Genomic DNA, 15,176 nt, shown 5'->3' with positions numbered 1-15,176 from the left:
GCTCACGGCGCGTGATGCGCGCCGGCGTGCCGCACATCGCGTGCATCCCGCGCGTCGCGAATGCCCAGCAGGATCTCGTCGAGCAGCGCGATATCGAACGGCTTCGACAGCACGCGCACGTTGACCCCGCGCGTGCGGTCGAGCTCCTCCGCATAACCCGTCACCAGGATGACGGGCAGTTTGTCCGGCCGCCGCCCGAGCGTCTCGGCGAGATCGATGCCGTTCATCTGGCCGGGCATGTGAATGTCCGAAATCACGAGATCGAAGCCGTCTCCCGCCGGCGCGCCTTCGATGAGCCGCAGCGCGTCGTCGGCGGTCGCCGCGTAGGTCACGCGGTGCCCCAGCAGCGTGATCAGCGCTTCCGTGCCCGCGGCGACTTCGCTGTTGTCCTCGACGAGCAGCACGTGCAGGCCAGCCGGCGGCCGGGCGCCGTGCGCCGGCGCGACCGGGGCCGGCGCACGCGCGACGACCAGGTCCTGCGCGCTCGCCCGCGGCAGATAGAGCCGCACCGACGTGCCGGCGCCCACGGCGCTGTCGATCGTCGCGAGGCCGCCCGAGCGCTCGCAGAACGCGAACACCTGCGGCAGCCCGAGGCCCGTGCCCATCCCCTGCGCCTTCGTCGTGAACAGCGGCTCGAACGCGCGCGCGAGCACCTCGGGCGCCATCCCCGAGCCGGTGTCGTCGAGCGAGATCTGCACGAAATCGCCGATCAGCGGAAAGCCGTCCTCGCGGCGCAGCGTCACGTTGCGCACGCCGACCGTGAAGCGGCCGCCGGTCGGCATCGCGTCGCGCGCGTTGACCGCAAGGTTGATGACCGCGAGTTCGAGCTCCGCGGTGTCCACGCGAATCGGCCACACGCCGGGCTCGACCGCCGCGATCAGCGACGACTTCGAGCCGAGCGACGTCTTCATCAGTTCGCGGCAGGTGCCGAGCCATTGCCCGACGTCGATCGTCTCGCTGTGCAGCGGCTGCTTGCGCGCGACGCCGAGCAGCTGGCGCGTCAGCGACTGCCCGTTCTTCAGCGCCCGCTCGATCGCGCCGAGTTCGGTGTCGAGGTGCTGCACGCCGCGGTGCCGCGCGATCTGCACGTTGCTCGAGATGATCATCAGCAGGTTGTTGAAGTCGTGCGCGACGCTGCCGACGAGGTTGCCGAGCGCCTGCATCTTGCGCGACTGGCGGTAGGCCGATTCGATCGAGCGCCGCATCGACGCTTCCGCCTGCCAGCGGTCCCATGCCTGCTCTTCCGCCTTCAGCCGCTTGAGCGACAGCCAGATCACGCACCACAGCGCGAACGACGGCACGAACATCGACGCGAACAGCACGCTCAGGTGTTCGTACCATTCACGCCAGATCGCCGACGTGCGGTAGGCGCACGATACGTAGACCGGATAGCTGCCCACCTGCCGGTACGCGACGATCTCGCTGCCCGCGCCGTGGCCCACGCGCGCGAGGCCCGTGCGCCCGCTGCGCTCGCCGGTCAGCGGAAGCGGGTGATCGCCCTGCGCGGCGGCCGGCAGCGGCGGGTACGACGCGAGCACGGCGCCGTCGGTGCGCGTGAGCGACATCGTCATCGGCGTCTTCGCGCCGCCGAGCAGGTCGCGGTAGAACGCATTGAAATACGACGACTTCAGCGCGATCGACACCATCCCGGCGAACGAGCCGTCGCTGTGGCGACGCGCGACCCCCGTGTTGAACACGGGAATGTTCTCGAGCTTCAGCGGCCCCATCATCAGGCGCGAGATGTGTTCGATCACCTTGCCGTCGCGAATGCCGACGAAGTCGTCGCGGTTCGCGATCGACGCATACGGCGCGGGAAAGTAGAGGCTGTTCGCGAGCAGCATCCCGCTCGCGCCGAAGATCGACACGGCCGCGACCTGCGGGTAGCCGCCGCCGATCGTGTTGAGCGCGTCGTGGATGTCGGATTCGTCCTTGCGCACCGACGCGTCGTCCATGTCCTGCACGAGATCGACGATGCGCGCGTCGAGCGTCTCGCTGAGGTCGAACACCTTGAGCGCGTGTTCCTCCGCCACGCGCACGGTGCGCATCGTCACGTCGCTCGCGGCGGCTTCGCGTGCATTCAGGTCGTTGTACGCCATGACCGACACGTAGATGCACGGCAGCACGATCGCGGCGATCAGCAGCACGATCAGCGTCACGCGCCGCACGGCGAAATCGTGCTCGGGCGCGCCGGACGCGTAGGTCCCGTCGTCCTGCCAGTCGTCGGCGGATGCGGGGTCGCGGGAATCGGCAGGCCGGTCGGACGTCATGGATGGGAAAGGGCGAAGCGCAGGCTGGAGGTGCCTGCCATCATAAACGAGTTGCATCCGCGTTCCGCGCCGCGCACCCGCATAATCCAGACGAATCCGACCAAGGAAGTTGTCAGATTGAAAACGCGACGAATCCGGCAGCGCAAACGTACACAAGGAAAAATTTTGCGTGCTTATCGCAAAAATGGTCGCGGCTGTTTTCCGAATGGGGCGCGATCGGATCGATTTTGTTTGAAAAAGCAAAAATGACGAGTTGCACCGCCCCGGTTTTACTCACAGAATCGCGCCTTGCTTTCCATGACAGATACGCGCGCGCCGATGCCGGCGCGCAGCCCGTCGCGTGCAAGTTTGCCGCGGCGTGCGCTGCGTGGCCGCCCGGCGGCGCAAGCTTGCGTCCGTTCACTCGGCGCCTAAAGAAACGCGGCGCACGGTCGTTAACGCGAGAGAGACCATTCCGTATTCCGCTCCGCCGCCATGCCTTTGCCGATTGTGATTGCCGACGATTCGCTGCTCGCTCGCAAGCTGCTGACAAAGGCCTTACCGGGGGACTGGGACGTCGACATCGCGTATGCGGCGAACGGCCGCGAGGCACTTGCGCTCTATCGTGACGGCAAGGCTTCCGTGATGTTTCTCGACCTGACGATGCCGGACATGAACGGCTACCAGGTTCTCGAAACACTGCGCCACGAAGATCTGAACACGTTCGTGATCGTGGTATCCGCTGATATCCAGCCGCAGGCGCGCGAGCGCGTGCGCGAGCTGGGTGCGATCGCGTTCGTCGCGAAGCCCGTGACGTCGGAGGCGTTGCTGCCCATTCTCAAGGAGTATGGGTTGTATGCCTGACTCGGTGTTCACGGCGGAGCAACGCGACGCGTTGCAGGAAATCGCCAACCTCGCGATGGGCCGTGCCGCTGCGCGGCTCGCGTCGCTGCTCGGCCGCTTCATCGAGCTGTCGGTGCCGCGCGTGCGCGTCGTGCAGGCGGCCGATGCCGGCAACGCGCTGCGCGACATGACGGGCATTCACGAGAACGTGACGGCCGTGCGCCAGGGTTTTCGTTCCGACATCAAGGGCGAGGCGCTCGTGCTTTGCCGCACGTCGAGCGTCACCCGGCTTGCGTCGCTCGTCGATCACACCTTCGGCGACGGTGCGCCGGGCGCCCGCGCACACGATGACGACGATACTGCCGGCGCGCGCGGCGACACGTCGAGCCAGGACGAACTCGTGTTCGACGTCGCGAACGTGCTGATGGGCGCATGCGTCGCATCGATCCTCGACGAGCTCGGCCGCACGCCGGTGTTCTTTCCGCCGGGGCTGCTGGGGGCGAACGTGTCGTTCGACGACGTGTTCCAGCCCACGGTGCTCGCGTGGAGCGTCGCGCTGCTGCTGGAAGTGAATTTCGGCCTCGAGGACGACGGCTTCCGCGCCCATTTCGTGATGCTGATGGCCGAAGACTCGATTCGTTTGATGGGCGACGCGCTCGACGCGTTGCTGTCCGCACTATGACTGCCCGCCCCGCTTCGCTGAGCGACCTCGTGATCGAACGGGTCGGCTTCGGCCTGTTCGTGCTCGACCGCGCGATGAACGTGCTGATGTGGAACCGCTTCATGCAGGACCACAGCGGCGTCCCTGCCGACGACGTGATCGGCCGCAACCTGTTCGACTGCTTTCCGGACCTGCCGCGCGCGTGGCTCGCGCGCAAGCTCGAGAGCGTGTTCCAGCTCGGCAGCTTCGCGTTCAGCTCATGGGAGCAGCGGCCCTACCTGTTCCGCTTCGAGCACGACCGGCCGATCACCGGCGGCGTCGACTTCATGCAGCAGGACTGCACGTTCATGCCGCTCACGCGCGGGCGCGAGGTCGAGGCCGTGTGCGTGACGATCTCGGACGTCACGCATGTGAGCGTGATGCAGCGCGAACGCGAGGAAGCCGTCGCGAAGCTGCGCGAGCACGCGAACTGCGATGGCCTCACCGGCATCGCGAACCGGCGTTTCTTCGAGTCGCGGCTGCGCGACGAATTCGCGCGCTGGCAGCGCTACGGCGGCGACCTGTCGGTGCTGCTGTTCGATCTCGACCACTTCAAGACGATCAACGACCGGTTCGGCCACGCGGTGGGCGACGCGGTGCTGCGCGAGATGGCGCAGCGCGTCGCGGGCATCGTGCGCGCGCAGGACACGTTCTGCCGTTTCGGCGGCGAGGAGTTCGCGCTGCTGCTGCCGTGCACCGATCTCGCCGAAGCGATGCTCGTCGCGGAGAAGGTGCGCTGCGCGATCGGCGGCGCGCCGGTCGACGCGGAGGGCGTGCGCGTGCCGGTCACGGCGAGTGTCGGCGGCGCGAGCGCGCATGCGGGCGCGCAGACCTGCGAGGTGCTCGTCAACGAGGCCGACGCCGCGCTGTATCGCGCGAAGCGGCTCGGCCGCGACCGGTCGGTCGCGTACGCGTAGCGCGGGCCTCAGCTCTTCGCGATGTCCGCCAGCACGCCGGCCAGCACCGCCGGCTGCGACACGAACGGCGAGTGGCTGCTGTCGAGCTGATGCACGTGCGTCGGGTTGTCCGGCGTGAACGCGTCGGCTTCGTCGATGAAGCGCTGCTGCAGCGCGGGCAGGATCACGTGGTCCTGCAGGCATTTGATGTAGTGGCGGTCGATCGCGCCCCAGCCTGCGGGGGTCGTCGGCACGGCCGTCGCGAACGGCGCGGCCGGCACGTCGCAGCTCATCAGGTTCGCGATCGCCTCGTATTCCGCCTGCGGGACGTCGTCGCACAGCGCGCGCCTGGCCGTCTCGCGATACGCGTCGTCGTCGCTGCGCGGATCGATGCGCAGCGCGCCCGCGGCGCGCGGGCTCGCGAGCATCAGCTTGCCGAGCATCTCGCCCTGGTTTTCCGGCGCGCGCACGTAGTCGAGGCCCGGCACGCCCGACGCGGGCATGAACGCCGCCAGGTAGACGACCTTCGCGATCTTCTCGGGCATCCGCTCGGCGGCCGCCGTGATCGCGATGCCGCCCATGCTGTGTCCGACCAGCACGACCTTGCCGTGGCCGAGCGCATACGCGTCGTCGATCGCCTGCATCACCTGCGACGCATAATCGTCGAGCGTCGTGTTCGCGACCGGCGACGGCTCGGTGCCGAACGCCTCCCGGTCGAGCGGACGCTTGAAGTACGACGCGGGAAAGCGGGCGTGGATCCCGTGCGCGGGCAGGTCGCGCGCGATCGCGAGGTGGCCGCGCTCGGCCAGCGCGGTCATCACGTGCTCGAAGCACCACGCGCCGTGCCATGCGCCGTGCACGAGCACGAATACGGGGTGGGCGGACTGCGGGGATGCGGGGGACGCGGCGGTCACGGTCGTCTCCATGAGGTCGGTATGCGTTATTGGGATAAAGCGTCATCTTAGACGAACGGGCGCGGGCCCAAGCGGCGGTGGCCGGCCGGAAGCACGCGCAGCCGGGAGCCATGTGTCCCCCGATGTGTCGCGCAGGCCACAATTCGTCCCGATCTGATTTAAATTCGCAGCAGATCGCGCTAACTTTGCACTTTGATCCGATCGCGCCCCATGAACGTCGACTATCTTTTCTACCGGAAACCGGACAAGCCCGGCCCCTATTCCCTCGACGACCTGGGCGACGTCGCGCCGCCGATCGGCGCGGGCGACGCGGTGCGCGCCGGCATCGCGCGCGTGTTCGCGCAGATCGACTGGCACGAATCCGACGACGTGCCGGGCGCGTGGTTCGGCTCGGGCGGCGCGGTGTTCCAGTTCACCGCGGAGCCGGACGGCCGCGTGACGAGCTTCATGGGCTCGCGCCTGGAGCGACGCGCGATGCTCCAGCTGACGCGCGAAATGGGGCTCATCGCGCTCGACCTGCAGCGCGACATCGTCTACGGCTAGCGGCGCGCAGCCCATGCGCGGCGGGCCTTCGCGGCCCACCGGCGCGCGCATGGGCGCGGGGCCACGCGATGCGGCCGTGCGCAGCCATCGACCTTCAAAGATTGCTATACTTTCGCCCAATTCCGGCTTCCGGCCGGTAATTTGTGCCTGTCTGCGTCGAACGTTCGCACATCTCGCACGCATTTGACGCCCTTACCATCCCAGCCGGGCATGGCTTCTTCAATCGCCCCGCGTGGGCGTCTCCGTGGAGCTCGTCTTGGCCGTTTCCAATCCCGTCGTGGACGAACAAGAAACCGACGCCGCTGCCGTCACATCGGGCAGTTCCTTTTATCTTGCGATGCGCATCCTGCCGGCGACGCAACGCGACGCGATGTTCCAGGTGTACGCGTTCTGCCGCGCGGTCGACGACATCGCCGACAGCGACCTGCCGCGCGCCGAGCGCGCCGCGGGCCTCGCGCGCTGGCGCGCGGACATCGACGCGTGCTTTGCCGGCCAGCCGCCGCGCCATCTCGTCGCGCTCACGCGCGAGATCCACGCGTTCAACCTGCAGCGCGCCGATTTCCACGCGATGATCGACGGCATGGCGATGGATGCCGCCGAAGACATCTGCGCGCCCGACGAGCCGACGCTCGACCTGTACTGCGACCGCGTCGCGAGCGCGGCCGGCCGCCTGTCGGTGAGGATTTTCGGGATGCCGGAAGCCGAGGGGATCGCGCTGTCGCACCATCTCGGCCGCGCGCTGCAGCTGACCAACATCCTGCGCGACATCGACGACGACGCGGCGATCCACCGCTGCTACCTGCCGCGCGAACTGCTCGCGCGCGAGGGCATCGCGATCACCGACCCGGCGACGATCGCGCGCGAAGCGGCGCTGCCGCGCGTGTGCGCGACGCTCGTCGAGCGCGCGCTCGAGCATTTCCGCCAGGCGGACGCGGTGATGGACACGTGCCCGCGTGCGCAGGTGAAGGCGCCGCGCATCATGTCCGGCGCCTATCGCTGCATTCTCGAGGCGGCGGTCGCACGCGGCTTCGCCGCGCCGCGCGCGCCGATCCGCAAGCCGAAGGCGCGCATGCTGATGATCGCCGCGCGGTACGCGCTGTTCTGAGCCCGATGCCCAGAACCGTCCACGTGATCGGGGCAGGACTCGCGGGGCTGTCGGCCGCCGTCGAGCTGCAACGTCGCGGGCGCCGCATCGTGCTGCACGATGCGCACGCGCAGGCGGGCGGGCGCTGCCGCTCGTGGTTCGACGGTACGCTGAACGCGACGGTCGACAGCGGGCTGCATCGGGTGTTCGCGGGACAGGCGGCGACGCAGCGCTATCTGCGGGCGATCGGCGCGACCGACCAGCTCGCGGGGCCGGCGCTGCCGGAATTCCCCGTGGTCGACCTCGCGTCGCAGCAGCGCTGGACGCTGCGCTTCGGCAGCGGCCGCTGGCCGTCGTGGCTGTTCGACGCCGCGTCGCGGGCGCCGGGCACGACGCCGCTGGACTATCTGTCGCTTGCGCCGCTGATGGGTGCGCGCACGGGCCGCTCGCTCGCACAGACGATGCGCTGCGACGGCGTGCTGTGGGATCGTTGGCTGCGGCCGTATCTGCTCGGCGCGCTGAACGTCGAGCCGCGTCATGCCACCGCTGAGCTCGCGCGTGCGCTTATGTGCGACACGTTCGCCGCGGGCGGGCCCGCATGCCGCCCGCTCGGCGCGCGCCACGGGCTCGGCAGCGCGTTCGTCGAGCCGGCGCTGCGGATGCTGCAGCACGGCGGCGCGACGATCCGCCTGCGCTCGCGGCTCGACGCGCTCGAGTTCGGCGCGAACGGCCATGCGGTCGACGCGCTGGTGATCGACGGCGAGCGGGTCGATCTCGCACCGGGCGACGCGCTCGTGCTGGCGGTGCCGCCCGACGTCGCGCAGCCGCTCGTGCCCGACCTGAGCGCGCCGGATGCGTACAGCGCGACCGTCACCGCCTATTTCGCGGCCGACGTGCCGGCGGGCGACCCCGCGTATACGACAGTCGTCAACGGCGCCGTCGATGCGGTGCGGGCCGCCGAAGGCCAGCTCGCGGCGACGATCCACGATGCGCATCGCTGGCTCGACATGCCGCGCGAGACGCTCGCGCGAACCATCTGGCAGGACGTCGCGCGTGTGACCGGCGCGCACGCGGAAGCCATGCCTGCGTGGCAGCTCGTCATCGAGCCGCGCGCGGGCTTTGCGGCGGTGCCGTCGCAGGAAATGAAACGTCCGGCCGCGCGTACGCGCTGGACCAATCTCGTGCTGGCGGGCGACTGGATTGCCACCGGCCTGCCCGCCACGATCGAGGGCGCGATCCGCTCCGGCCAGAAGGCCGCGGACGTGCTCCAGACACAATAAGAGAGGGACCGATGAACGATCTCACCGATATGCCAACCCTGTCCGCCGGCACGGTGCCGGCCGAACTCGATACCGCCGTGCAGCGCGCGACCGACGCGTTGCTCGCCGCGCAGCAGCCCGACGGGCACTGGGTCTACGAACTCGAAGCGGATTCGACGATTCCGGCCGAATACATCCTGCTCGTCCATTACCTCGGCGAAACGCCGAACCTCGAGCTCGAACAGAAGATCGGCCGCTACCTGCGCCGCATCCAGCAGCCGGACGGCGGCTGGCCGCTGTTCACCGACGGCGCGCCGAACATCAGCGCGAGCGTGAAGGCGTACTTCGCGCTGAAGGTGATCGGCGACGACGAGAACGCCGAGCACATGCAGCGTGCGCGCCGCGCGATCCACGCGATGGGCGGCGCCGAGATGTCGAACGTGTTCACGCGCATCCAGCTCGCGCTGTACGGGGCGATTCCGTGGCGCGCGGTGCCGATGATGCCGGTCGAGATCATGCTGCTGCCGCAGTGGTTCCCGTTCCACCTGTCGAAGGTGTCGTACTGGGCGCGCACGGTGATCGTGCCGCTGCTCGTGCTGAACGCGAAGCGGCCGATCGCGAAGAACCCGCGCGGCGTGCGCATCGACGAGCTGTTCATCGACCCGCCGGTGAACGCCGGCCTGCTGCCGCGCCAGGGGCACCAGAGCGCGGGCTGGTTCGCGTTCTTCCGCGTCGTCGATCACGCGCTGCGCGCGGTCGACGGGCTGTTCCCGAGCTATACGCGCGAACGCGCGATCCGGCAGGCGGTCGCGTTCGTCGACGAGCGCCTGAATGGCGAGGACGGCCTCGGCGCGATCTATCCGGCGATGGCCAACGCGGTGATGATGTACGACGCGCTCGGCTACGCGGAAGATCACCCGAACCGCGCGATCGCGCGCGAGTCGGTCGAGAAACTGCTCGTCGTGCATGACGACGAAGCGTACTGCCAGCCGTGCCTGTCGCCGGTGTGGGATACGTCGCTCGCGTCGCATGCGCTGCTCGAGACGGGCGACCCGCGCGCGGAGGACGCCGTGGTGCGCGGCCTCGAATGGCTGCGTCCGCTGCAGATTCTCGACGTGCGCGGCGACTGGATCTCGCGCCGCCCGAACGTGCGGCCGGGCGGCTGGGCATTCCAGTACGCGAACCCCCACTACCCCGACGTCGACGATACGGCCGTGGTCGTGATGGCGATGGATCGCGTCGAGAAGCTGCGGCATTCGGACATGTATCGCGATTCGATCGCGCGCGCGCGCGAATGGGTCGTCGGCATGCAGAGCAGCGACGGCGGCTGGGGCGCGTTCGAGCCGGAAAACACGCAGTATTACCTGAACAACATCCCGTTCTCCGATCACGGCGCGCTGCTCGATCCGCCGACGGCGGACGTGTCGGGCCGCTGCCTGTCGATGCTGTCGCAGCTCGGCGAGACGGCCGCGAACAGCGAAGCCGCGCGCCGCTCGCTCGACTACATGCTGAAGGAGCAGGAGCCGGACGGCAGCTGGTATGGCCGCTGGGGGATGAACTTCGTGTACGGCACGTGGACGGCGCTGTGCTCGCTGAACGCGGCGGGCCTCGGGCCGGAGGATCCGCGCATGAAGCGCGGCGCGCAATGGCTGCTGTCGGTGCAGAACAAGGACGGCGGCTGGGGCGAGGACGGCGACAGCTACAAGCTCGACTATCGCGGCTACGAGCAGGCGCCGAGCACCGCGTCGCAGACGGCGTGGGCGCTGCTCGGCCTGATGGCGGCCGGCGAGGTGAACAACCCGGCGGTCGCGCGCGGCATCGACTACCTGATCGCCGAGCAGCAGGAACATGGCCTGTGGGACGAGGCGCGCTTCACGGCGACCGGCTTCCCGCGCGTGTTCTACCTGCGCTACCACGGCTATCGCAAGTTCTTCCCGCTGTGGGCGCTCGCGCGCTACCGCAACCTGAAGCGCGACAACGCGACGCGCGTGACGGTCGGGATGTAACGCGTGACGGCATCGAAGCACAACGGCACGCTGCCCGTCATCGCGGTGACGGGGATGGCGTTCGAGGCGCGCATCGCGCGCGGCGACGGCGTCGAGGCGGTGTTCGCCGCGCGCGCCGATCGTCTCGAGCGCGCGCTGACCGAAGCGACCGCGCGCGGCTGCGCGGGGATCGTCAGCTTCGGCACCGCGGGCGGGCTCGCGCCCGATCTGGCGCCCGGCGCACTGGTGATCGCCGACGCGATCGACGGGCCGTTCGGCCGCGTGCAGACGGATGCGGGCTGGAGCACGCGGCTCGTCGCCGCGCTGCACGACACGCCGGTGTGGTCGCGCGTGACGCGCGGCACGATGGCGGCCGTCGGCGCGCCGGTCGTCAGCGAAGCGGACAAGGCGTCGCTGTATCGCACGAAGGGCGCGCTGGCCGTCGACATGGAGTCGCACATCGCGGCGGCCTTCGCGGCGGCGCGCGGCGTGCCGTTCGCGGTGTGCCGCGCGATCGTCGATCCGGCGTGGCGCACGCTGCCGCGCGCGGCGACGGCCGGGCTGCGCGACGACGGCAGCACCGCGATCCTGCCGATCCTGCGCGAACTCCTCAAGCAACCTTCCCAGCTCGGCCCGCTGCTGCAGGTCGCGGGCGATGCGCGCGCGGCGCGCACGACGCTGATCCAGGCGCGGCATGCGTTCGGGCGCGCGGGGGCGCTGCGGATCGGTTGAGCGCCTGCGAGCGCTCTTTTTTCTGCCCTGTCCCGTTGTTTCCTGCGACCGTCGTTCGTCACGGTCGCGTACCTGATCCTCTACGAGCGAAACCGTGTCCGTCGGCGTGACGGCACGGTCGACGCGCGGACAAAAAAAGAGCGCTGCATTGCGCAGCGCTCCTGATCGCCTTCCGGTCCGCGTGATGTTATTTCGCGGCGGGGCTGCTGGCCGGCGCCGCAGGCGCGGGTGCCGCCGCCGGCGCGCTCGCCGGCATCGCGTTGTCCGCATCCGGATCGTCATACCGCGGCAGCCCCGGCGCCGCCGGCGCATTGGCGGGCGCCCCGCCCGACTGGCCCGGATCCTCGTAATTCGGCAGCCCCGGCGCGGCACTACCGCCCGAATCTCCCGACTCGCCCGGATCGCCGTAGTTCGGCAGCGCGCTCGGCGCGGCTTCGCTCTTGTAGGTCAGCGACTTGCGCTGCTGCAGGTAGGCATCCCGCACGAACGAGTACGGGTCGAGCGCCGCCTGCTTCAGCAGGTCGGTCGCGCCGAGCAGGTCCGAACGCGCGCTGACGAACTGCATCACGTACATCGGGTTGCGCGCGGCCGGCTCGATGTAGTTGAGCAGGTTGAAGCGCACGTCGACCGCGCGGCCGACGCCGTCGCGGAACGTGCTCGGCCCGAACACCGGCAGCACGAGATACGGGCCCGACGGCATGCCCCAGCGCGCCATCGTCAGGCCGAAATCCTGGTGATGCTTCGGCAGCCCGGCGGGCGTCGCGATGTCGATCAGGCCGGCCACGCCGAACAGCGAGTTCATCGCGACCCGCATCAGGTCCTGCGTCGCATCGGTGATGCGCAGCTGCAGCAGGTTGTTCGCGAAGTTGCCGAGGTCGCCGAGGTTCGAGAAGAAGTTGCTGACGGCCGTGCGCACCGGCGTCGGCGTGATCTTCTGGTAACCCTTCGCGATCGGCACCGCGATGTTCTGGTCGACGGTGTCGTTGAACTTGTACACCGCGCGGTTCATCGGCTCGAGCGGGTCGGACGGATTGCGGTTGGGGCCGGTTGCGCAGCCGCTCAGCATTGCGCCGGCGGCGACGGTCGCCGCCATGATTCGCACCTTATTCATTGATTCCTTGCGATTGGTTCGTCGCGCGCTTGGCGCGCGGTTTGCCCATGAGTACCGGCTGGAACACCACGGCGCCGATCAGCGTGCACGTCAGCGCGAGCGCGAGCAGCTTGCCCATGCTCGACGTGCCCGGGTGATGCGACAGCCACAGGCTGCCGAATGCGGTGGCCGTCGTCGCGGCGCTGAACAGCACCGCGTGCGTGAGGCTCGAGTGCAGCAGGCCGGTTTGCCCGGCGCGCCATGCCATCACGAAGTACACCTTGAACGCGACGCCGACGCCGAGCATCAGCGGCAGCGCGATGATGTTCGCGAAGTTGAGCGGCATGCCGAGCACGACGCACAGCTCGAGCGTCACGACGCCGGAGACGAGCAGCGGCACCAGCGTGCGCAGCACGTCGCCGAAGCGCCGCAGCGTGACCCACAGCAGGATCGTGATCGACACGATCGACCACAGCGCCGCATGCAGGAACGCGTTGATGATCGTATCGGCCGAATGCAGGATCGAGATCGGCCCGCCGGTCGCGTTCGGCTCGGCGGTCTTCACGGCCGTCACGAAGCGGCGCAGCATCGTGTCGTCGCCCGGATCGACGCCCTTCGGCACCTTCGGCGAGATCTGCACGAGCGCATGGCCGTCCGGCGCGACCCAGTCGCGCACGAGCGGCGGCGGCAGCGTGTCGCGCGTGATCTCCTGCGGCTGGAGCAGCGCCGCGAGCTGGCCGAGCGCGACGCGCAGCGTGCCGCCGAACGCGCGCTCGGCGCGCTCGCGCGCCGCGGCATCGGCGGCCGCGAGCTTCGCGAGCGACGCCGACAGGTGCTGCGCGGCGGCCGCGCCCGGGCCCGGGTGATCCTCGGCCGCATAGCCCAGCAGGGCCGACACGCGCTTGAGCGCGGCGACGCGCTGCGCGTCGGTCGCATCCGGCGCGGCCGGCTGGGTCAGCGCGGGCATCAGCTCGCTCGCGGCGGCGGCGATCGACGCACGCTTGGCAGGCTGATCGGCCGGGATGAAGGTCGACAGCGTCACCGTGCGGCCGACTTCGGGCAGCGCGTCGAGGCGCTTCGCGGCGGCGTCGGCCTGCGCGAGCGACGGCGCGAGCAGCGTGACGTCGTTGACCGACGCCTCCGGCGAATCCTTCAGCGCGAGCAGCGTCGCCATCGATTCGCTGTGCGGATCCTTCAGGTGCAGCGGGTTGAAGTCGAAATGCAGGAACTTGAGCAGCGGCAGCGCGCCGATCACGACCGCGAGCGTGCCGATCAGGATCGGCTTGCGGTGCCGGTCGAGGAAATCGTCGACCGGCGCGAGGAGCGGAAAGCCCGGCGCCTGCGATTCGCCCGGCGGCGCGAACAGGCGCAGCAGCGCGGGCAGCGTCGTGACGGTGGTCAGCAGCGCGACGAACATGCCGACGCCCGCGATCAGGCCGAGCTCGGACACGCCGCGATACGCGGTGGGGATGAACGAGAAGAAACTCGCCGCGACCGCCGTGGTCGCGAGCGCGAGCGGCATGCCCATCGAGTGCGCGGCGCCGATCAGCGCGTGGTCGATGCGCGGGTCGCGGAAGCGCTCCTCGCGATACTTCACGCCGTACTGGATCGAGAAATCGACGCCGAGGCCGACGAACAGCACCATGAACGCGACCGAGATCATGTTCAGCGAGCCGACCATCATCAGGCCGAGCGCGGCGGTGACGGCGAGGCCGACGAACAGCGTGACGATCACCGAGCCGATCATTCGCTTCGAGCGCAGCGCGAGCCACAGGATGACGAGCACGGCGAGCAGCGTGAGGGCGCCGTTGAGCGCCGCGCCGTCCTGCACCGACGCGAATTCGTCGTCGGCGAGCGGCTGTTCGCCGGTCAGCCGCACGACGGCGCCGTAACGCTTGTCGAGATCGAGCGCGCGCGCGGTGTCGCGGATCGTCTGGCTCGCTTCCGCGCCGGCCTTCAGCGCGCCGTAGTCGACCACCGGCTGCACCGTGACGAACGCGCGCGCGGGCTGACGCGCGGCGTCGTTGTCGACGAGCGCGCGCCACGAGAACGCGGCGGGCTTGCCGGCCAGCACGTCGTCGATCGTCGCGGCGCTGCGCGACAGCAGCTTGGCCATCGCCGGCAGCTTCACCTGGCCCGTCAGCAGCGGCTGGCCGAGCGTCGTCGACAGCGTGGTGGCGAGCCCGGTCAGGCTCGGGTTCTTCGCCAGCTCGTTGACGAGCGGCCGCGCGCTCGCGAGCTGCGACGCGGTGCTCGCCACGTCCTGCGGCGACAGGAACAGCAGCCCGTTGTGCTCGAAGAACGGGCCGCCGCCCGGCTCGGCGACCTGGCCGATGCGGCCGGCCTCGGCCTGCTTCTGCAGCGCCGCCGTCAGCGCATGCGCGGCGGCGGTCGCGAATTCGGGCGCGGGCGCCTCGACGACCGCGAGGATCGTGCCGTTGCGTTGCGGGAATGCGTGGTCGACGGCCTTGCCGAGCGCGGCCCATTTGGGATCGGCGTCGACGAGCTTGCTGATGTCAGTGTTGATCTTGAAGTGGTGCGCCACGTAGACGCCGCTGACGGCGGCGATGACGAGCGACAGCACGACGACCCAGACCGGGCGTCGCACCGACAAAGCGACGAGTCGGACGATGAGAGAAGTCACCATGAGGCGGTGGGGTGGGGCTCGAAAAGGCAAAGTAGCCAAGTATACCGGCGCGGCGCGGCGTCGGTCGTGACGCCGGGCGTTTTGGGGCCGAAAGGAGATTTGCCCGCAGCGGCGGAATCGGCGGCCCGCGCCGGGCGGGCCTGTGACAATCGGCGTCAAAGGTAACAGTCGGTCACCGGGCGGCAGGCGGGCACGAGGCCCGCTATACTTGCGTCGACCGGGCGGCGCGCCGCGCCG

General features: G+C 69.6%; 13 protein-coding genes. 8 read left to right on the top strand and 5 right to left on the bottom strand.

The window, feature by feature from the left end; genetic code table 11:
• Positions 1–2: 2 nt before the first annotated feature.
• On the bottom strand, positions 3–2,267 hold the full coding sequence (locus HWY45_RS08475) for a hybrid sensor histidine kinase/response regulator (protein WP_059879098.1): 2,265 nt from the start codon (positions 2,265–2,267) through the stop codon (positions 3–5).
• Between the two features lie 112 nt (positions 2,268–2,379).
• The gene (locus tag HWY45_RS08470) at positions 2,380–2,670 is read right to left on the bottom strand and encodes a hypothetical protein (RefSeq protein WP_155628747.1); all 291 of its coding nucleotides are present in this window, start codon (positions 2,668–2,670) and stop codon (positions 2,380–2,382) included.
• 71 nt (positions 2,671–2,741) lie between these two features.
• Between HWY45_RS08470 and HWY45_RS08465 the strand changes: the two genes are divergently transcribed.
• The 3 genes from HWY45_RS08465 to HWY45_RS08455 are packed head-to-tail and all read left to right on the top strand — an operon-like array spanning position 2,742 to position 4,706.
• Positions 2,742–3,110, top strand: coding sequence for a response regulator (locus HWY45_RS08465; protein ID WP_026044369.1), 369 nt, complete (start codon positions 2,742–2,744; stop codon positions 3,108–3,110).
• Complete coding sequence (locus tag HWY45_RS08460) at positions 3,103–3,771, top strand: chemotaxis protein CheC (protein ID WP_059810784.1); 669 nt, start codon at positions 3,103–3,105, stop codon at positions 3,769–3,771. The genes HWY45_RS08465 and HWY45_RS08460 overlap by 8 nt, the downstream gene beginning before the upstream one ends.
• Positions 3,768–4,706 (top strand): sensor domain-containing diguanylate cyclase, encoded by a 939-nt coding sequence (locus HWY45_RS08455; RefSeq protein WP_059565003.1) that lies wholly within the window; start codon positions 3,768–3,770, stop codon positions 4,704–4,706. The genes HWY45_RS08460 and HWY45_RS08455 overlap by 4 nt, the downstream gene beginning before the upstream one ends.
• Positions 4,707–4,714: 8 nt before the next feature.
• Here the strand turns inward: HWY45_RS08455 and HWY45_RS08450 are convergent, their stop codons facing one another.
• Positions 4,715–5,611: an alpha/beta fold hydrolase gene (locus HWY45_RS08450; RefSeq protein ID WP_059565150.1), complete on the bottom strand. Its 897-nt coding sequence runs from the start codon at positions 5,609–5,611 to the stop codon at positions 4,715–4,717.
• Between the two features lie 198 nt (positions 5,612–5,809).
• Here HWY45_RS08450 and HWY45_RS08445 point away from each other — a divergent pair, with 198 nt between their 5' ends.
• The 5 genes from HWY45_RS08445 to HWY45_RS08425 all read left to right on the top strand — a co-directional run bounded on the left by HWY45_RS08445 (position 5,810) and on the right by HWY45_RS08425 (position 11,202).
• Positions 5,810–6,142 (top strand): hypothetical protein, encoded by a 333-nt coding sequence (locus tag HWY45_RS08445; RefSeq protein ID WP_059565004.1) that lies wholly within the window; start codon positions 5,810–5,812, stop codon positions 6,140–6,142.
• Positions 6,143–6,398: 256 nt separating this feature from the next.
• Positions 6,399–7,247: a presqualene diphosphate synthase HpnD gene (hpnD, locus tag HWY45_RS08440; RefSeq protein WP_059565005.1), complete on the top strand. Its 849-nt coding sequence runs from the start codon at positions 6,399–6,401 to the stop codon at positions 7,245–7,247.
• Between the two features lie 5 nt (positions 7,248–7,252).
• Positions 7,253–8,506 carry a hydroxysqualene dehydroxylase HpnE gene (hpnE, locus tag HWY45_RS08435; RefSeq protein ID WP_059879101.1) on the top strand — a complete coding sequence of 418 codons (1,254 nt, stop codon included), beginning with the start codon at positions 7,253–7,255 and terminating at the stop codon, positions 8,504–8,506.
• Between the two features lie 11 nt (positions 8,507–8,517).
• On the top strand, positions 8,518–10,491 hold the full coding sequence (gene shc, locus HWY45_RS08430) for a squalene--hopene cyclase (protein WP_059879105.1): 1,974 nt from the start codon (positions 8,518–8,520) through the stop codon (positions 10,489–10,491).
• 54 nt (positions 10,492–10,545) lie between these two features.
• Positions 10,546–11,202 (top strand): phosphorylase, encoded by a 657-nt coding sequence (locus tag HWY45_RS08425; protein ID WP_059810811.1) that lies wholly within the window; start codon positions 10,546–10,548, stop codon positions 11,200–11,202.
• Between the two features lie 187 nt (positions 11,203–11,389).
• Here HWY45_RS08425 and HWY45_RS08420 read toward each other — a convergent pair whose 3' ends face one another.
• Both HWY45_RS08420 and hpnN read right to left on the bottom strand, forming a co-directional pair.
• On the bottom strand, positions 11,390–12,313 hold the full coding sequence (locus tag HWY45_RS08420; RefSeq protein WP_059879109.1) for an MlaA family lipoprotein: 924 nt from the start codon (positions 12,311–12,313) through the stop codon (positions 11,390–11,392).
• Positions 12,306–14,939 carry a hopanoid transporter HpnN gene (gene hpnN, locus HWY45_RS08415; protein WP_059879111.1) on the bottom strand — a complete coding sequence of 878 codons (2,634 nt, stop codon included), beginning with the start codon at positions 14,937–14,939 and terminating at the stop codon, positions 12,306–12,308. Before hpnN ends, HWY45_RS08420 begins: the two co-directional genes overlap by 8 nt.
• Positions 14,940–15,176: the final 237 nt, after the last annotated feature.

It is taken from the genome of Burkholderia stagnalis (assembly GCF_902830275.1).
GTDB lineage: Bacteria > Pseudomonadota > Gammaproteobacteria > Burkholderiales > Burkholderiaceae > Burkholderia > Burkholderia stagnalis.
This window is presented reverse-complemented; position numbering and strand designations above follow the sequence as displayed.